Annotated in this window: 19 protein-coding genes and 1 tRNA gene; 7 read left to right on the forward strand and 13 right to left on the reverse strand. The window is 41.0% G+C overall.

Annotated features, from left to right (window positions below; translation table 11 throughout):
- Positions 1-24: 24 nt before the first annotated feature.
- Positions 25-1,488, reverse strand: coding sequence for an Asp-tRNA(Asn)/Glu-tRNA(Gln) amidotransferase subunit GatA (gene gatA / locus K1X76_10505; GenBank protein MBX7149498.1), 1,464 nt, complete (start codon positions 1,486-1,488; stop codon positions 25-27).
- Position 1,489: 1 nt separating this feature from the next.
- Positions 1,490-1,771: an Asp-tRNA(Asn)/Glu-tRNA(Gln) amidotransferase subunit GatC gene (gene gatC / locus K1X76_10510; GenBank protein ID MBX7149499.1), complete on the reverse strand. Its 282-nt coding sequence runs from the start codon at positions 1,769-1,771 to the stop codon at positions 1,490-1,492.
- 74 nt (positions 1,772-1,845) lie between these two features.
- On the opposite strand from gatC, the gene K1X76_10515 reads away from it, so the two are divergent.
- The 6 genes from K1X76_10515 (at position 1,846) to K1X76_10540 (ending at position 5,926) form a co-directional block, all read left to right on the forward strand.
- Positions 1,846-2,670: a prepilin peptidase gene (locus tag K1X76_10515; protein MBX7149500.1), complete on the forward strand. Its 825-nt coding sequence runs from the start codon at positions 1,846-1,848 to the stop codon at positions 2,668-2,670.
- Positions 2,671-2,863: 193 nt separating this feature from the next.
- On the forward strand, positions 2,864-3,079 hold the full coding sequence (locus tag K1X76_10520; GenBank protein MBX7149501.1) for a helix-turn-helix transcriptional regulator: 216 nt from the start codon (positions 2,864-2,866) through the stop codon (positions 3,077-3,079).
- Position 3,080: 1 nt separating this feature from the next.
- The gene (locus K1X76_10525; GenBank protein ID MBX7149502.1) at positions 3,081-3,620 is read left to right on the forward strand and encodes a shikimate kinase; all 540 of its coding nucleotides are present in this window, start codon (positions 3,081-3,083) and stop codon (positions 3,618-3,620) included.
- A gap of 22 nt (positions 3,621-3,642) precedes the next feature.
- The gene (gene aroB / locus K1X76_10530; protein MBX7149503.1) at positions 3,643-4,701 is read left to right on the forward strand and encodes a 3-dehydroquinate synthase; all 1,059 of its coding nucleotides are present in this window, start codon (positions 3,643-3,645) and stop codon (positions 4,699-4,701) included.
- Entirely contained in the window at positions 4,701-5,150 is a 450-nt protein-coding gene (gene aroQ / locus K1X76_10535; protein MBX7149504.1) for a type II 3-dehydroquinate dehydratase, read from the forward strand. Before aroB ends, aroQ begins: the two co-directional genes overlap by 1 nt.
- Entirely contained in the window at positions 5,147-5,926 is a 780-nt protein-coding gene (locus K1X76_10540; protein MBX7149505.1) for a tetratricopeptide repeat protein, read from the forward strand. Before aroQ ends, K1X76_10540 begins: the two co-directional genes overlap by 4 nt.
- A gap of 106 nt (positions 5,927-6,032) precedes the next feature.
- On the opposite strand, the gene ahcY is transcribed toward K1X76_10540, so the two are convergent.
- From ahcY to K1X76_10595, 11 genes are all read right to left on the reverse strand, one after another.
- A complete protein-coding gene (ahcY, locus tag K1X76_10545; GenBank protein MBX7149506.1) occupies positions 6,033-7,445 on the reverse strand; it encodes an adenosylhomocysteinase in 1,413 nt (470 codons plus the stop codon).
- Between the two features lie 17 nt (positions 7,446-7,462).
- A complete protein-coding gene (metK, locus tag K1X76_10550; protein MBX7149507.1) occupies positions 7,463-8,626 on the reverse strand; it encodes a methionine adenosyltransferase in 1,164 nt (387 codons plus the stop codon).
- Between the two features lie 91 nt (positions 8,627-8,717).
- A complete protein-coding gene (gene ptsP / locus K1X76_10555) occupies positions 8,718-10,454 on the reverse strand; it encodes a phosphoenolpyruvate--protein phosphotransferase (protein MBX7149508.1) in 1,737 nt (578 codons plus the stop codon).
- A gap of 3 nt (positions 10,455-10,457) precedes the next feature.
- Positions 10,458-10,730 carry an HPr family phosphocarrier protein gene (locus tag K1X76_10560; protein MBX7149509.1) on the reverse strand — a complete coding sequence of 91 codons (273 nt, stop codon included), beginning with the start codon at positions 10,728-10,730 and terminating at the stop codon, positions 10,458-10,460.
- The gene (locus tag K1X76_10565) at positions 10,730-11,128 is read right to left on the reverse strand and encodes a hypothetical protein (GenBank protein MBX7149510.1); all 399 of its coding nucleotides are present in this window, start codon (positions 11,126-11,128) and stop codon (positions 10,730-10,732) included. The genes K1X76_10560 and K1X76_10565 overlap by 1 nt, the downstream gene beginning before the upstream one ends.
- Before the next feature lie 20 nt (positions 11,129-11,148).
- The gene (hprK, locus tag K1X76_10570; protein MBX7149511.1) at positions 11,149-12,102 is read right to left on the reverse strand and encodes an HPr(Ser) kinase/phosphatase; all 954 of its coding nucleotides are present in this window, start codon (positions 12,100-12,102) and stop codon (positions 11,149-11,151) included.
- Between the two features lie 38 nt (positions 12,103-12,140).
- The gene (locus K1X76_10575) at positions 12,141-12,599 is read right to left on the reverse strand and encodes a PTS sugar transporter subunit IIA (GenBank protein MBX7149512.1); all 459 of its coding nucleotides are present in this window, start codon (positions 12,597-12,599) and stop codon (positions 12,141-12,143) included.
- Between the two features lie 110 nt (positions 12,600-12,709).
- Positions 12,710-13,051 carry a ribosome-associated translation inhibitor RaiA gene (gene raiA / locus K1X76_10580; protein MBX7149513.1) on the reverse strand — a complete coding sequence of 114 codons (342 nt, stop codon included), beginning with the start codon at positions 13,049-13,051 and terminating at the stop codon, positions 12,710-12,712.
- A gap of 124 nt (positions 13,052-13,175) precedes the next feature.
- Entirely contained in the window at positions 13,176-14,639 is a 1,464-nt protein-coding gene (gene rpoN, locus K1X76_10585; protein MBX7149514.1) for an RNA polymerase factor sigma-54, read from the reverse strand.
- Between the two features lie 55 nt (positions 14,640-14,694).
- Positions 14,695-16,386 carry a CTP synthase gene (locus K1X76_10590; GenBank protein MBX7149515.1) on the reverse strand — a complete coding sequence of 564 codons (1,692 nt, stop codon included), beginning with the start codon at positions 16,384-16,386 and terminating at the stop codon, positions 14,695-14,697.
- Positions 16,387-16,654: 268 nt separating this feature from the next.
- A tRNA-Arg gene (locus K1X76_10595) sits at positions 16,655-16,728 on the reverse strand.
- A gap of 267 nt (positions 16,729-16,995) precedes the next feature.
- Here K1X76_10595 and K1X76_10600 point away from each other — a divergent pair.
- Complete coding sequence (locus tag K1X76_10600; GenBank protein MBX7149516.1) at positions 16,996-17,328, forward strand: hypothetical protein; 333 nt, start codon at positions 16,996-16,998, stop codon at positions 17,326-17,328.
- Positions 17,329-17,418 lie beyond the last annotated feature (90 nt).

The raw sequence follows: 17,418 nt of genomic DNA on the forward strand, positions 1-17,418 counted from the left end.
ACCCACCATCCACTATTCACTATCTTAAAAAATAGGTTTTTTCTTATGCCACGGGGTTGCCTGCTCATAAGCATGCCCTACCTGAATAAGGGTTCCTTCATCAAAGGCTTTTCCAATAAGCTGCATGCCAATCGGCAAACCTTTGCTATCAAAACCACATGGGAGACTCATGCCAGGAAGACCGGCCAAGTTAACGGCGATAGTGCAAATATCCGAGAGATACATTTGAAGAGGATCGGATGATTTTTCGCCGATTTTAAATGCAGTGGTGGGTGTTGTAGGTGTTAAGAGTACATCCACTTTTTTAAACGCTTCGTTAAAATCGTTGGTAATTACCGTACGCGCTTTTTGAGCTTTAATGTAATACGCATCGTAGTAACCCGCCGAGAGCACATAGGTGCCCAGCATAATACGGCGTTTTACTTCGGGGCCAAAACCTGCCGTTTTAGAATTTTCGTAAATCTCTTTTAAATTATTTCCATCGGCCCTAAAACCATAACGAATACCATCATAACGCGCTAAATTGCTGCTGGCTTCGGCGGGGGCCAAAATATAATACACGGCTGTTGCATATTGCGTGGTAGGCAAACTCACTTCTTGTATTTCGGCACCTAAATCTTTTAAGGTTTGAATGGCTTTATCAATAGAGGTTCGTACTTCGCCGTCTAATCCATCAGCAAAATATTCTTTGGGAATCCCTATTTTTTTACCCTTAATTCCCAAATTTAAAAACTTGGTATAATCGGGAACCGACATGTTTACCGACGTAGAATCGTTTTTATCGTAACCCGAAATCACATTCATCAAGAGCGCTGTATCTTCCACATCTTTTGTCATGGGGCCCATCTGATCGAGGCTACTGGCAAAAGCAATCACTCCATAACGACTCACACGACCATAGGTGGGTTTTAAACCAACAACTCCGCAAAACGCTGCTGGCTGACGGATAGAGCCACCTGTATCGGTGCCTAAGGTTGCAATACACAAATCGGCGGCTAAAGCTGCCGCCGAACCACCCGACGATCCGCCGGGCACACATGCCAAATTCCAAGGATTTTTAACAGATTGATAAGCCGAGTTTTCGTTGGAAGAGCCCATGGCAAATTCATCCAAATTAATTTTTCCAACCATGTACAGGCCCGCCTCTTCACATTTGTTAATAACGGTGGAATTATAAGGCGGGATATAGCCTTTTAAAATTTTAGAGGCACAGGTGGTAGGCATGCCTTTGGTTAAATAAATATCTTTAGGAGACATGGGGATACCGGCCAAAGGCGGTAAATCGGATTTTTGCGCAAAGAGCTCATCAAATTTTTTAGCCTTTGCTCGTGCCCCTTCGGCATCTACATAGAGATAAGAACCAACCTTGCCATCGAGAGCCTCAATACGCTTTAGCAAGCTATCCAGCACTTCGGACGGCTTTACTTCTTTAGAGCGCAGTTTATCTTTTACTTCGTGGAGTGTAAGTTTGGCTAATAATTCAGTCATATTAAATTACCTTGGGCACAACAAATAAGTTATCTTCAGCTTGAGGTGCAACTTTAAAAACAGTCTCACCTATACCCGCTTCTACTACAATATCGTCACGAAAAACATTGGTCATAGCTACGGCATGCGATGTAGCCTGGATATTATCCAGTTTGAGTTCATTTAATTTATCGACGTATTGAAGAATATCCGACAGCTCGCGCGAAAATTTTTCGAGCTCGGAATCCGAAAGTTTAAGCCGGGAAAGCAGTGCAATTTTTTTAACATCGTCAAGTGATAGCATAAAATTCCTTTAAATTGTGTATAGCACACACTAAATTGATTGGAATAATAAAAAAATCTGATAAATTTTGATTTATGTTACCTCAAAATATCCTGTTAATAGAAGCCCTTCTTTTAGGCTTAGTGGTTGGCTCCTTTTTAAACGTGTGCATTTTACGTATTCCACAAAATCAAACAATAGGTGGCCGATCGGCCTGCCCCAAATGTAATAAAAAAATAGCCTGGTACGACAACATTCCCGTGTTTAGTTTTATAATACTGATGGGAAAATGCCGTGGTTGCAAAACCAAAATTAGCTGGCAATACCCATTGGTGGAACTGGTAACCGCTATCTTATCGGTAGCAACACTCATTCACTTTAACTTTAGCATTTTGTCTTACGGCCTGTGGTTTATCTTCTTTATTTGCCCTCTTGTTACCTTGTCGGTGATCGACATGAAAATTCAGATTATTCCCGATTCTATATCACTACCCGGAATTGCAAGCGGCATTATCACTACCCTCATATTAAATAGACCTGCTTATTTAGAATCTCTCAAATTTTCGGGCTTGGGCCTTTTATCAGGAGGAGGCTCTCTTCTACTCATTGCCATTGTCTTTGAAAAACTACGCAACAAAGAAGGTATGGGTGGTGGCGATATTAAGCTTGCAGCCATGCTGGGAGCCTTTACAGGCATGAAAGGGGTTCTCTTTACTTTCTTTGTCAGCTCCATTTTAGCCCTCATATTCTTTATTTTAAGGGCTATTTTCATCAAGTTAACCAAAAAAGAAGATAATGGTAGCGATTATATGATCCCTTATGGCCCATTTTTAAGCGCTGCATCGCTTATTTATCTCTTTTTTGGGGAAAATATCATCAATTGGTATCTCTTATTCCTCAAATCCCCACACCATTCTTAAGAATTGGACATAAATTTGTAAAAAATTATAATATATAATTAATTATAATTATATATAATATTATATAATTAATATTAATATATATAAATTAAGCTTCTATCCTATTCCAATAAAGTATTACTAAGATATAAAGACTTGACTTTAACCCCCAATAGAATAAATACTGAACAAATTGATGTTAAGTGACTATTTTATGGTTTCCGACAAAATTGAAAAAATTAAAAACAATGTCCGCAAAATCCGCGAAGACATGCTGATGAGTAAAGCCGAACTTGGCCGTAGCGCTGGTCTGTCCCCTCTTACCATCGACCGCGTTGAAAACGGCATGGTGTGCCGCATGGACACCAAACGTAAAATTATTTTAGCCTTGGGTTTAAAACTGACTGATAAAGAAAAAGTATTTCCTTAACATGAACGCCCCTCTCCCCATTTTTATTTCCGGCATGATGGGCACCGGCAAAAGCACCATTGGCCGCCTGATAGCCAAACAATTACAAATTAAATTTATCGATTTAGATCATCTCATTGAGAAAACAGCCGGCATGAGCATTAATGATATCTTTAATACACATGGAGAAGCCCATTTCAGGAGTTTAGAAAGCCGTTTATTATTACAAACCTCTCATAAAAAAGCCGTAATCAGCCTGGGTGGTGGGGCAATTTTAAAAGCCCAAAATCGTGATATCTTAAAGCGTGGCACCTGGATTAATCTCCACACCACAGCCACAATTCTTTTTAAACGGATTGGCAAATCTAAAAAAAGACCCAAACTGGGAATACAAGTAACACAGGAAACTATTGAAGCTCTTTTAAAAGCCAGATCCCCGTTTTACGGGCTTGCGCCATTACAGGTAGAAACCGGCCTCTTTGCCAAAAAAATGGTGGCCGATAAAATCATTCGTTTTTTATGCAGCCGTGCTTTTCCGCTTATCAAACAAGAGAGAATATGATTTAAAAGATATATTCTAACTCATGAAAAAACTATCTCTTAATCTCGGAAAAAATTCTTATACCATCTTCATCGGCGCTGGCATCCTCGGTTCGCGTGAAATTAAAAAAACGATCTCGTCATTCAAGTTCACCAAAACATTTCTCTTAACCAACACCACAGTTGCGAGACTCTACAAAGCGAAAATAAAAAAGCATTTTCCTCAAGCCTCTCTCATTATTATTCCCGACGGCGAAAAATATAAAAACAGCCGTACCATGGATAAAATTTATAATGCTTTGGCAAAAGGCCGTGCCGACCGTAAAAGCGGGCTTATTGCTTTAGGTGGTGGCGTTGTGGGTGATATGGGTGGTTTTGCAGCCGCAAGCTTTATGCGTGGCATCCCGTATATTCAAATTCCCACCACCCTCCTCTCTCAGGTAGATAGCTCCGTTGGGGGAAAAACGGGTATCGATCTGCCTTCGGGCAAAAATTTAGTGGGAGCTTTTTATCAACCTAGAGCTGTCTTTATAGATACCGACTTCTTAAAAACTCTCCCCAAACGTGAATTTCTTTGTGGCCTGGCCGAAGTTATTAAATACGGCATGATTTGGGATAAAAAGTTTTTTGATTATTTGAAAAATAGCACCAACGAGATTCTTAAGTGCAAAACTTCTGTTTTAGAAAAAATTATCCACACTTCATGCACCATTAAAGCCAAGGTAGTGGAAAAAGACGAAAAAGAAAGCAATCTGCGCGCCATTCTTAATTTTGGCCATACCATGGGGCACGCCGCCGAAACCTTGTCGGGTTTTTCCAGCATTCATCACGGTGAAGCGGTAGCTATGGGCATGGTGTATGCGGCCTTTCTCTCCGAAAAGAAAAAATTATGTCCAAAAGGAACGGCTGTTGCTCTAACAACGCTTCTTAAAAAAATAGGCCTGCCTGTGAATCTTCCCCGTTTTTCTAAGGCTCGTTATGCTAAAACCATTGCTCTTGATAAAAAAGCAAAAGCCGATACAATCACCTACGTTACCATTAAACAAATCGGCAAAGCACACTTAGTAGATTTGAAGCCACATGACATTGTGAGGTATCTGTAATGGCCCAAAATTTTAAAATATTAGTTTTAAACGGTCCCAATCTTAATTTGTTGGGGACACGCGAAGAATCCATTTATGGCAAAACCACGCTTAAGGATATTCAGGCCACTCTTAAAAAAGAAGGTGCCAAATTAAAAGCGGATATTACTTTTCATCAATCTAACGAAGAAGGAAAGCTGGTGGCCTGGATTCAAAAATCGGAAAAGAAATACGATGGTCTTATCATCAACCCGGCTGCTTATACACATACAAGCGTAGCCATTCGGGATGCCATTTTAGCGGTGAACACGCCAACCGTTGAAGTACATCTTTCCAATATTTATAAACGTGAAGAATTTCGCCATCACTCATTTGTATCGGCTGTGGCCATTGGCCAAATAGCGGGTTTTGGGCCTCATGGATACACCCTGGCTTTAATGGCTTTAGTTAATCATTTAAAGAACGCATGAACTTAAAAGAAACCAAAGAAAAAGTTACAAAATTCCTTCAGGAATTAAAGCCCACCAACCGTTACGATACGGCCTTAAAAAATTATATCAACGAACTTTCCAAAAACCCCAAGGATGCCCGCATTAAATTAAAAATTGCCGAAACTTATTTTAAAAGCAAAAAAGTAGATAAGGCTATAGAAGTATATTTTGACGTTGCCGAACAGTACTTAGAAGAAAACTTTTTATTAAAAGCCATTTCCATATACAAAAATATTTTAAAATTAAATCCCGCGCTTATGGAGGTAAACATCAAGCTTGCTCAATTATACCAAAAACTGGACATGACTACCGAAGCCGCTAATCAATATAAAATTGTGATGCAATGCCACATGCGCCGGCAAGAAAAAGAAAAGCTCATTGAAACCTGCATTACCTTAATTGAAATAGAACCCTCCCCCGCCAATATACGCAAGTTGGGTGAAGTGTACCAGGCTTACGGGATGATTCCCGACGCGCTAGAGCAATACGAAAAATTATCGCAAATTTACCGCAATAATAAAAATTATGACGAACTCTTACGCGTGTATGAATTGATATTGGCCCACAAGCCCGATAAAAAATCGATGATCCGTGATGTATGTATTTTATATTTAAGAAAACAAGAACCCGATCAGGCCATCCGCACTATGGAACGCTTTAAAGTGGATGGCGACGAAGAATTTAGTGATTTATTTAATAAATCTAAACTCATGCGCCAAGCTCTACGCGTATCAACTCCACCTAAAACCGCTTAATTTTTATACATGTTATTTTTCGTAAAAGACTAACCCCCATAAAGGGGATAAGTCTTTTATCGGAAACTATCTCGCGCATTCTGCGCAAGCTATTTTCCGTAAAAGACTAATAACGATAATGATCTGGCTTATAAGGGCCATCTACATTTAAATTCAAATACTGCTGCTGCTCAGATGTAAGTTTTGTCAAATTGACTCCTAATTGCTTTAAATGCAAACGGGCCACTTTTTCATCTAAGTGTTTGGGAAGAACATAAACTTCCTTTTTGTATTTTGAACCGTGAAGAAATAGTTCGATTTGAGCAAGAACCTGGTTGGTAAAGGAGTTACTCATCACAAAGCTGGGGTGCCCTGTACCGCAACCCAAGTTTACTAAACGACCTTCAGCCAAAACGATGATACGTTTGTTATCAGGAAAAATTACGTGATCAACCTGGGGTTTAATATTTTCCCATTTATATTTTTTGATGCTCGCAATATCAATTTCGGAATCGAAGTGACCAATATTACAAACAATAGCCTGATTTTTCATTTTGGCCATGTGGTCGTGAGTAATTACACGCACGTTACCGGTGGTAGTCACAAAAATATTGGCCTTATCACAGGCTTCTTCCATGGTTACAACACGATAACCTTCCATAGAAGCCTGCAAAGCACAGATAGGATCAATTTCGGTTACCCAAACAGTAGCACCCAAACCGCGTAAACTTTGCGCACAACCCTTACCCACATCGCCATAACCGCAAACAACAGCAATTTTGCCGGCAATCATCACATCGGTAGCACGTTTAATGCCATCTACTAAAGACTCACGACAGCCATAGAGATTATCAAATTTGGATTTTGTTACCGAGTCATTCACGTTGATAGCTGGGAAAGGAAGACTCCCCTCTTTTGCCATTTGATACAGGCGTTTTACACCCGTGGTTGTTTCTTCGGTAACACCTTTAATATTTTTAAGGCGCGAGGAATACCAGTCTTTGGAAACAGCCAAATGTTTTTTAATGGAGTTAAAAAGAGAAATTTCTTCTTCGTTAGTAGGTTTAGAAATAACAGACGGATCTTTTTCGGCTTTGCTCCCTAAAATAAGAAGCAATGTGGCATCGCCACCGTCATCTAAAATCATGTTAGCACCTTCACCCGGCCATTCAAAAATACGATGCGTAAATTCCCAGTATTCATCTAATGTTTCGCCCTTATAGGCAAATACCGGTGTGCCTCCTTCGGCAATAGCTGCCGCAGCATGATCTTGAGTAGAAAAAATATTACAGCTAGCCCAACGCACATCGGCCCCTAAATCTACCAGGGTTTCAATAAGTACGGCCGTTTGAATAGTCATGTGCAAAGATCCGGTAATACGGGCACCCTTTAAAGGCTTGGTAGCACGGTATTCTTCGCGGATAGCCATCAGCCCCGGCATTTCGGTTTCGGCAATGGCAATTTCTTTGCGACCAAAGCCGGCTTGAGAGATATCGGCTACATGATAATCATTATGTTGTTTTTGAGCTTGTGCGGTCATATATTTTTTCCTTTTAGTTATTTAATTACAGCTTTTAATTTGGCAGCAGCATCGGTTGTTTCCCAAATAAACTCCGGTTCATTACGGCCAAAGTGACCATAATTGGATGTTTTTTGGTAAATGGGACGAGCCAATTGCAAATAAGAAATGATATTTGCCGGTTTAAAGCTAAATACTTCCCGAACAGCCGCTTCAATTTTTTCATCAGCTACTTTACCAGTACCAAAAGTTTCCACCATCAGCGACACGGGTTCGGGATAACCAATGGCATAAGCCACTTGCACTTCGCATTTATCGGCCAAACCTGCAGCTACAATATTTTTGGCCACATGGCGTGCCATGTAACAAGCGCTACGATCTACTTTAGTAGGATCTTTACCCGAAAAAGCACCACCACCATGACGTCCCATGCCACCATAGCTATCCACAATGATTTTACGACCTGTTAAACCGCAATCCCCTTGAGGGCCACCCACTACAAAACGACCTGTGGGGTTAATTAAAAATAGAGGCGACTTGTTAAATAAGTTAGCGGGGATAACCTTCTTAACCACTTCTTCAATCACGGCTTCCTTTAATTTTTCATGCGTCACATCTTCGGAATGTTGTGTAGAAATAACAACCGTATCCACAGATACAGGCTTGCCATTTTCGTAACGAACCGAAACCTGCGATTTACCATCAGGGCGTAAAAACTTTAAAAGACCACTTTTACGAACTTCGGCCAATTTCTTGGTAAGGCGATGCGCTAAGGCAATAGGCATGGGCATCAGTTCGGGTGTTTCATTTGAGGCATAACCAAACATAAGCCCTTGATCACCAGCACCCAATTCTTTAAAAAGCCCTTCCCCTTCGGTCACACCCTGAGAAATATCGGGAGATTGTTTATCGAGGGTTACAATCACACCACAGCTTTTAGAATCAAAACCCATGCGTGAATCGTTGTATCCAATATCATTTACCACATTGCGCACTAATGCCTGAACATCTACATAAGAGTTAGTGGTAATTTCGCCGGCTACACATACAAGCCCCGTGGTTACCAGTGTTTCACAGGCTACACGAGATTTAGAGTCTTCTTTTAAGCAGGCATCCAATACAGAGTCTGAAATTTGATCGGCCACTTTATCAGGATGGCCTTCGGTTACGGATTCGGATGAAAAAATATAATGTTGTGACATGTCTTATTCCTTTTTTTAGTTTTAAATAGAGGGGCTTGATTAATGCTTTTTGAGGGAATTGTCAAAAAAGAAATTTCTTTAAAAATCAGGTTTATGCCCAAGCCTGACGATAGGTTTTCTCTAAAAAGTCCTCAACATCGTTTTGGGAAGCAAAATGACTGATTTTATCGTACAAAAAGCGGTCTTCTCTAATATTAAGAGAACGGATGGTATTTTTAATACGAGGAATAGCCATGGGGTACATACTAAAACGTCTATAGCCTAAAATAAGCAGAAGAAAAAGATAACGGGGCTCGGTTGCAATTTCGCCACAAAAGGTTACTTCCAAATCGTGTTCTTCGGCCTTTTTTACAATTTCACGCAACACACGGATAATAGATGGATGATAAGGGTTATATAAATACGCCACATTTTCGTTGGTACGGTCTACCGCTAAAAAATATTGAATTAAATCGTTGGAACCTACCGAAATAAAGTCGGCCTCACGCGATAAAAAATCCATTTCATAAACCAACGATGGAACTTCCAGCATAGCACCCAACACAATATTTTTTTCTGCTAAAAAACGCGTCTTTTTTAATTTTTCGGCAATTTGCCAAAAATCCTTTTTTAATTTCTTAAATTCCGCAGCGCTTGTAACCATGGGAAAACAAATTTTTAACTTTTGTTTTCCATTATACGCTCGTAAAATAGCCCGCACTTGCATTTCAAATAGATTTTTATATTTTGTATATAAACGGATAGCACGCATTCCCAGTGCAGGATTAGGTTCATCGCCCAAAGGAGAATTTTCAAATATCTTGTCTCCTCCCATATCTAGCGTACGCAAGGTAATCTCACCCAAATGCGGATGCCCTAATAATTTACAGTAATATCGATACTGAGTTTCTTCATCCCCGTCGCCTTCACCCGTACCAAATAAAAACTCGGTTCTAAATAAACCAATCCCGCTGCCTCCCAAGCGCTCCACCATCCGTGTTTCTTCATCAAATTCCACATTACCCAACAAATGAACCGTTACACCATCGGCTGTTACCGAATTTTTACGGGCATCCCGCATCAGTTTTTGATTAGCCGTATCGTGCTGACGCTTTGCGCGGCGATACAAGCTCATCTTTTTAGCCGTAGGATTAACCACCACCTGGCTTTTATGACCATCGAGTACAACAAAAACATTATTTGGCAATTTATTAAGCACGGCAGCATGAAGATTAAAAAGAGGCAGGCCTAAAGAACGGGCCATAATAGCAGTATGTGAGTTATAACCCACCGCCGATGTTAAAACTCCCAATGCATGTTGCCGATTTAGCGAAACAATATCTTCGGGTGATGGATGCGCCATAGCCAGCAAACGTGACTGAGGTGACAGTTGTGACAAAGCCGGCTTCTTTTTTAAGAGCTTTAATAGAATAGAACTTTCAATAAAATTAATATCATGGATACGTTCGCGAATATAACCTTGAGGCAATGTTAAAAAAACATCACGAATTTCGGACACCGTTCGGGATAATGCCCATTCGGCATTGATAGAAAAATTTTCTATTTCACGTAGTGTATTATTGACCAACAAATCATCTTCAAACAACAAGGAGTGCGCCGACACCACTGCAGACGATTCAAGATGTGATACTTGATGACTCATTTGCTCGCTTTGGGTACGGCATTCGCGAACAGCTTTTAAAAAACGTTTTTTTTCAGGTTCAATATCACTATCACACAACCAATGTTTGGGATAATCGGGGGCTTTGTGTTCAACCACCAATAAACGACCCGAAACCATGCCAGGGCTAATAACTTCGGAGGCTATTTTTTGTTCCTTGAGGCGCATATGCTAATCCTCATTAAAACCCGCCTTCACCAATTCTTCTAACTTTTTAACAGCTTCTTTGGCATCATTGCCTTCGGCTACTATTTTAATTTTTGATCCTTTGGCGGCCGCCAGCATTAAAAGGCCCATAATACTTTTGCCGTTTACAGTGGTATCATCCTTTACTACCGAAATATCACTATCAAAACGTCCCGATAATTTTACAAAAGTAGCAGAAGCCCGTGCGTGCAAACCTAACTTATTTACAATTTTTACAGTTACTTCTTGTTTTGGCATTACGTCCCCTTTTTGGAAACCACACGTCGGATATGATCACGGCCGTAGTTTTCGATAAACGGCACTAAATCGTTTAACGAAAGAGTTTGATGAAGAGTAGACAGCTTAACGAGCATGGGTAAATTAAAACCAGTCAGTAACTCAACCGAGCCCTTTTTTAAAAACTGCATACACACGTTACATTGTGTAGAACCGTAAAAATCGGTAAGCAACAACACTCCCCTACCCCCATCCACCTGATGAATAGCTTTTTTAAGACTAGCCTTCATTTTAGAAACAGGCTGTCCGGGTTTAAGGACAAGGCTCTTAATGCCATTTGTTTTACACAACAAACGCCTGGCAGTTTTAAGCATTTCGTCAGCTTCTTTGTTTTCGGTAATAAGAACAATTCCTATCATCCATATCTCCTTAAAAGCGGTTATTCGCCCGGTTCGTTTTCGGTTTCCTTGTCAAGCTGGTCATCCAGCCTTCTCGCAAAAATACGGGATGAATAATGTCCCTGGGCCTTCAGCAAATTATTGCGTGCGGCCACTTCTACAATGGTGGTCACATTCCTTCCCGGTGATACGGGTAGTTTTATATAGGGGATAGGCACATCCAAAATATTATACTTATGCTCGTCTAACCCCAAACGATCGTATTCGTAATTAGGATTCCATTCTACTAACTCAATCACAATTTCAATAATTTTTTTATCACGAATGGCAGCAATACCAAATAAATCGCGGATATTAAGAATGCCCAAACCTCTAATTTCGAGATGATGCCGCAATAACTCGGTACTCGAGCCATACAAGGTGGTGGGCGGTCTTTTTGCAATATGCACCATATCGTCTGCTACCAAACGATGTCCTTTTAAAACCAGATCAAGGGCACATTCGCTTTTACCAATGCCGCTTTTACCAATAATTAAAATACCCACACCAAATACATCTATTAATACCCCATGCACAGTAGTGGAAATGGTAAGGCGTTCTTCCAAAAAGCGCGAAACCCGATTGATAAAAGTAGAGGTAATAAGGCTTGTCTGAAACAGAGGGATCCCTTTTTTATTAGCCTCATCTAACAAGGCCTGGGGAGGCTCTATGCCACGCGTGATAATAAAACAGGCCACTTCTACTTCACAAATTTTTTCCACTATTTTTTTAAGGCGAGCATCTTCTAGAGATTTTAAATAAGTAAGCTCCGATTTACCCAAAACCTGAACACGCCCCGGATGCAGTTTAGTTGTGTCACCAATAAGAGCAAGGCCGGGCTTTTGAATGCGCGGAATATGGATCTTTTTTTTAAGCCCCTTTTTACCGGCCAGCAGCACCAGTTCTAAATGAATGCTTTTATCGTTTAAAAGTTCGGATACAGGCAAAGAAAGCATGGTGTTAATGTATTGTTTATCGGAGGAGAGATCAAGTTTTAGATTTTATCGTCTTCGGCAATTAACACGTCGTAAAGCTGAATATCCTTGGCTTCCAATAAACGATGGCGGATTTCTTCGCCCTTTAACAAACGTGACAGGCGGGCTAAAGCCTGTAAATGATTACCCACCACGTTTTCAGGAGCGAGTAATACAAAGAAGAGGGAGGCTAGTTTGTGATCGTGGGACTGAAATTCGATACCACTCTTAGAACGACCAAAAAAGGAAACAATCTGGTTTAATCCTGCTATTTTGCCATGAGGTATAGCGACGCCATACCCAACCCCCGTGGAACCCAATTTCTCGCGTTCCAGTAGCACCCTGAGCACATCTTCTGCTTTGAGACCGGGGTATTGTGCAGCTGTTAAACGGGAGAGCTCATCCAGTACATCTTTTTTATCGGTTGAAACCAAATCTCCGCAAACGGCTTCTTTTTTAAGAATATCTCTCAGTTTCATGAATCGTCGCTACAAAAAAGGCCTAAACTGAAATTGGTTTAGGCCTTTTGGAAACAAATTGCAATATTTATTTGACGTAGTGCATTAGCCCTATAAAAAAGGCGACGCCCTTAGAAAAACGGAGCCTCCATTTCGTCATTTTGAGCCTTGTCATGAGACTTGTTATGATGGCTCTTTACAATTTCTTTATGTTTTTTAAGCTGACGCTCCATCTTGTGTACAGCGCTATCGATAGAAGCATACATATTATCACTGCATTCCAGGGCTGTTGCCGAAAAATGCGGTGAATTAATCGTTATTTCACAAGAATGACGAATTTTCTCCACAAACAAAATCACATGACAATCGATGGGATCTTTTAAATACCGCTTCAACTTCTCCACCTTATCTTCAACATGGTTTTTTAAGGACGGCGTTAACTCCATATGACGGCACGTAACATGAACGTTCATAATTTTTTCTCCTTACTTAAGTTGATAGTTTGTTTTTTTGATTTTTTACTTCGGATGAGCTGAGGAATTTGGCCCTTCACAAAAGCTATCTTACGCCCAAAAAAAAGAAATGGTAAGCGCTTTTTTAAAAAAGTCTCTTGCGTTTAGAAGAAGGTAAAATATTGAGCATTTCTCTATACTTAGCAACGGTACGGCGCGCAATTTCAATATTGGATTTTTTTAACATGTCTACAATTGTAATATCAGAGAGCGGATCTTTAGGATCTTCAGCCGCAACAATGGCGCGTATTTTTTCTTTTACCGATTCACTAGCCACATCCTGCTGGCCGCTGGAAGAAGCCAAACCATTATTAAAAAAGTATTTTAGTTCAAAAATACCCTGAGGCGTGTGCATGTATTTATTGCTGGTTGCACGCGATACGGTAGACTCGTGCACACCAATAGACTCGGCCACATCCTTTAAAATCATGGGTTTTAAGGCTTCTACGCCACGTTCCAAGAACTCACGCTGAAATTTAACAATACATTTTGATACGCGATATAAAGTGCGTTGACGCTGATGAATACTTTTAATAAGCCATAAAGCACTTTTTAATTTTTCCTGCACATAATCTTTGGCTTTATCGCCTGAAGCCTCACCACTTAACATACCCTTATAATAGCGACTAACCTGTAAGCGAGGTAGTCCGTCTTCATTTAACACAATGGCAAAATCGTTCCCCACCTTCATCACATACACATCCGGCGTAATATACTGCGTGTCGCTTGCTCCAAAGGGCCGACCCGGCTTAGGTTCCATTTCAGAAATATATTGGGCAAGCTGGATAATTTTTTTGAGAGGTAATTTGGTTTTGCGAGCAATAGCGGGATAATCACGCTTTTCAACTAAAGGCAGATAGTTTTCAATAATGTCAATCAACTGTGCTTTTTCGATGCCTGTATAATAACGACATTGTAGTTTTAAACATTCCTTTAAATCACGAGCACCCACACCAGCAGGATCAAAATCTTGGATAACACTGAGTGAATCATCCAAATCGTCCACGGTTACACTGTTTGCTTCGGCAATTTCATCCAAACTTTGGGTTAAATATCCATTGTCATCTAAATAACCCAAAAGCAAATACCCCAACTCTTCTTCTTTTTCGGTAACGGCATTCATTTTTAACTGCCATTCCAAATGATCGCGCAAAGTATTGGGGCGCGTGGTCATGTTTTCGTAATTGGGCAAATCATCAGGACTAAACGAACGGGCTTCTTCTCCGGGAGCATTATAAGTGCCAATATAGTTTTCCCAATCAAACTCTTTGGGTTCTTTTAAATCGCCGTCTTTGTGGAGTTCTTCCTGGGCTTCGTGAGATTTATCGGGGGCCGCTTCAGACTCAATTTCCTTCTCCATCTCGGGAGGAACCTCTTCCTGCTCGGCCGTACTCATTTCCTCCAAAACAGGGTTTTCCAACAGCTCATTTTGAACCATATCCACCAGTTCGGTGCGAGAAAGTTGAAGTAATTTAATAGCTTGCTGCAGTTGTGGTGTAATAACCAGCTGCTGGCTAAGCTTTAGACTTTGACGTAATTCAATGGCCACGAATCCCCCGTAGATGGCATGGTTTTTTCACTTACTTGCAAATATAAAGCCAATGTTAAAGGGAGGCCTTCTTTTTGTCAACAGCATCTTCTTTTGATTGAATTTTTGACTCCCCTTTGAGATCCCGCCAATTTTCCTTGGCCATATACTGACAGGCGGCCTCGATAAAATGGTGAAATAAGGGGTGCGGCGCCATGGGACGCGACTTAAATTCGGGGTGAAATTGACAGGCTACAAAACGGGGATGGTCTTTTAGTTCAATAATTTCAACAAGTTTGTTATCGGGTGAGGTTCCTGAAAACACCATCCCCGCCTGCTGAAAGGCATCTCTAAAGATATTGTTGAACTCGTAGCGGTGACGATGGCGTTCCGAAATCTGTTTTTCGCCATAATCTTGAAAAGCATGACTTCCTTTTTCAAGCACGCACGGATAGGCCCCCAAACGCATGGTGGCCCCTTTGTTAATCACAGCCTTTTGCTCTTGCATGAGGGCAATCACGGGATATTTAGTATGGCTATCAAACTCAACGCTATTGGCCCCTTCGTAATTTAAAACATTGCGCGCATATTCCACCACAGCAAGCTGCATCCCCAAACAGATGCCAAAAAACGGCACTTTATTTTCACGCGCGTAACGAATAGCACGAACTTTTCCATTTACACCACGATCACCAAACCCGCCGGGCACTAAAATGCCCGAGCATCCTTGAAACACTTCATTCACGTCAAGAGCTTCATCTTCTAATGTTTCAGAATCTACAAATTTAAGATTTACTTGAGCATTATTGGCAAAACCCGCGTGTTTTAAAGCTTCATTCAAACTTTTATAGGCATCGGCCAATCCAACATACTTGCCCACCACCGCAATGGTAACCTGATGAGCCAAACTGTTAATAGTACCTACCAGCTTTTTCCATTCATCAAGCTTAGGGCTACGAGTCCAAATATTTAGTTTTTCTACAATTTTGTTATCAATGCCCTCTTCGTGCAAACACAGTGGCACTTCGTAAATAGATTTCACATCACGCGCCGTCATCACACTTTCGGGCGCAATATTACAAAAAAGACCAATTTTCTTTTTAATGTCCTTATTTAAATTGTGCGTAGTACGGCATAAAAGAATATCGGGCTGAATACCAATTTCACGCAGCTTTTGAACACTGTGCTGGGTAGGTTTGGTTTTTAATTCTTCGGCTGCTGCAATATAAGGAACCAAGGTTAAATGAACATACAGAACATTTTCGGCACCCACATCAAAACGAAACTGACGGATAGCCTCTAAAAATGGCAAACTTTCAATATCACCAACAGTGCCACCAATTTCTACAATAAGCACATCTACATCACTTGAGGCTTTTACAATACAACCTTTAATTTCGTCGGTAATATGAGGAATAACCTGAACAGTACTTCCCAAATATTCTCCCCGTCTTTCTTTTTCGATAACCGAATAATAAATACGGCCGGTTGTAACGTTATTAAGTTTGCTGGTGGTTATATTAACAAAGCGTTCGTAATGGCCCAAATCGAGATCGGTTTCGGTGCCATCATCGGTCACAAACACTTCACCATGCTGAAAAGGGCTCATGGTACCGGGATCTACGTTAATATAGGGGTCGAGCTTTTGCATAGAAACCTTAAGCCCGCGATTTTCGAGAAGTGCCGCAATAGAGGCTGCAGCTAACCCCTTACCCAAAGACGAAACTACCCCACCTGTTACAAAAATATATTTTACTTTGTGCGCCAAAAGGCCTCCCGGTTAAGTCCGCAACATCCGCGAACCCATTTTTGTTTTCAAATTATTGGATTAACTTAGTACTGGCTGGAAAAATAGACTAGAGGAGTGACACAAAAATGTCAACATTGTTGGCGTATTTTTTTATTTTTTTTGAAAAAACTTATCCACAGATCTGTGGCAAATGCGCGCACTTTTATTTGAAATTTCATTTCAAGTAAAAGTACAGCGCATTTCTAACGGTACCAGCCCTTAAAAAGGGCCGCTCCCGCAAGAAATGCGCGGCTGGCAGGAGTCGAACCTGCGACCACTTGATTCGTAGTCAAGTACTCTATCCAGCTGAGCTACAGCCGCGTATAAAAGAAAAGTTCCAAGGCCGTCCTTTAGGGCAGCCGCGTGTTACTAAAGCGGTTATCAAAGATAACCGGTTTTGTTACACGCGACTTGTCCTTGAGTAAAGCTCAAGGGCAGCCGCTTCATGAAGCAAGCAGCAACCCCGTGCAACAAAGGATGGGTCTATACAGGCCCCACCCAAGTTTGTCAACCAAGGAGTCCCTCAAAATAACCCTTCCCAACACCTCAAATTTCCGTATCATTATCTATTCATACAAAGGGGGATTCATGCTTTTACGTCGTTGGTTTAAATTACTGTCTTTTATGCTTATAAGTGCTGTAGCCGTACCCACTACCGTGGGCTACCTGGGAATGTCGGGCATTTTTGGATGTGCCCCTCCTCCAGCAAGCAGCACTTCCTTCCCCGAAACCTGCGCCGAAGCCAGAGATATAGCCGAGGAAGAGGGTGAATCTGTTTCAAACGGGCCCCAAATCCTTTATGTAGATGGTAACGAAGACCAACCTTGGGATGCTTACTGTAATGATATGAGCCGGGCGGAACCAGCAGAGTATCTTGATGTAAATCCTGGGTTCAATAAGCAAGTGCACCACTTAGAATAGATGAGTATTCTGAGTGGATATGGGTAAAAACTACTATCAATTTACTTTAATTGAACGAGAAACGATCGCGATTTTAAAGGCTAGGGGCCA

The organism is bacterium, from assembly GCA_019695305.1.
In the GTDB taxonomy this organism is placed as follows: Bacteria; UBA10199; UBA10199; order UBA10199; family JAIBAG01; genus JAIBAG01.

Excerpts from the sequence above, each read along its gene's own strand:
- gatA (MBX7149498.1), bottom strand. The coding sequence starts at position 1,488 with ATGACTGAATTATTAGCCAAACTTACACTCCACGAAGTAAAAGATAAA.
- K1X76_10600 (MBX7149516.1), top strand. The coding sequence starts at position 16,996 with ATGCTTTTACGTCGTTGGTTTAAATTACTGTCTTTTATGCTTATAAGT.
- gatC (MBX7149499.1), bottom strand. The coding sequence starts at position 1,771 with ATGCTATCACTTGACGATGTTAAAAAAATTGCACTGCTTTCCCGGCTT.
- metK (MBX7149507.1), bottom strand. The coding sequence starts at position 8,626 with ATGTCACAACATTATATTTTTTCATCCGAATCCGTAACCGAAGGCCAT.
- K1X76_10515 (MBX7149500.1), top strand. The coding sequence starts at position 1,846 with ATGTTACCTCAAAATATCCTGTTAATAGAAGCCCTTCTTTTAGGCTTA.
- aroB (MBX7149503.1), top strand. The coding sequence starts at position 3,643 with ATGAAAAAACTATCTCTTAATCTCGGAAAAAATTCTTATACCATCTTC.
- K1X76_10525 (MBX7149502.1), top strand. The coding sequence starts at position 3,081 with ATGAACGCCCCTCTCCCCATTTTTATTTCCGGCATGATGGGCACCGGC.
- hprK (MBX7149511.1), bottom strand. The coding sequence starts at position 12,102 with ATGCTTTCTTTGCCTGTATCCGAACTTTTAAACGATAAAAGCATTCAT.
- ptsP (MBX7149508.1), bottom strand. The coding sequence starts at position 10,454 with ATGCGCCTCAAGGAACAAAAAATAGCCTCCGAAGTTATTAGCCCTGGC.
- ahcY (MBX7149506.1), bottom strand. The coding sequence starts at position 7,445 with ATGACCGCACAAGCTCAAAAACAACATAATGATTATCATGTAGCCGAT.
- K1X76_10565 (MBX7149510.1), bottom strand. The coding sequence starts at position 11,128 with ATGATAGGAATTGTTCTTATTACCGAAAACAAAGAAGCTGACGAAATG.
- raiA (MBX7149513.1), bottom strand. The coding sequence starts at position 13,051 with ATGAACGTTCATGTTACGTGCCGTCATATGGAGTTAACGCCGTCCTTA.
- K1X76_10540 (MBX7149505.1), top strand. The coding sequence starts at position 5,147 with ATGAACTTAAAAGAAACCAAAGAAAAAGTTACAAAATTCCTTCAGGAA.
- K1X76_10560 (MBX7149509.1), bottom strand. The coding sequence starts at position 10,730 with ATGCCAAAACAAGAAGTAACTGTAAAAATTGTAAATAAGTTAGGTTTG.
- aroQ (MBX7149504.1), top strand. The coding sequence starts at position 4,701 with ATGGCCCAAAATTTTAAAATATTAGTTTTAAACGGTCCCAATCTTAAT.
- K1X76_10575 (MBX7149512.1), bottom strand. The coding sequence starts at position 12,599 with ATGAAACTGAGAGATATTCTTAAAAAAGAAGCCGTTTGCGGAGATTTG.
- K1X76_10520 (MBX7149501.1), top strand. The coding sequence starts at position 2,864 with ATGGTTTCCGACAAAATTGAAAAAATTAAAAACAATGTCCGCAAAATC.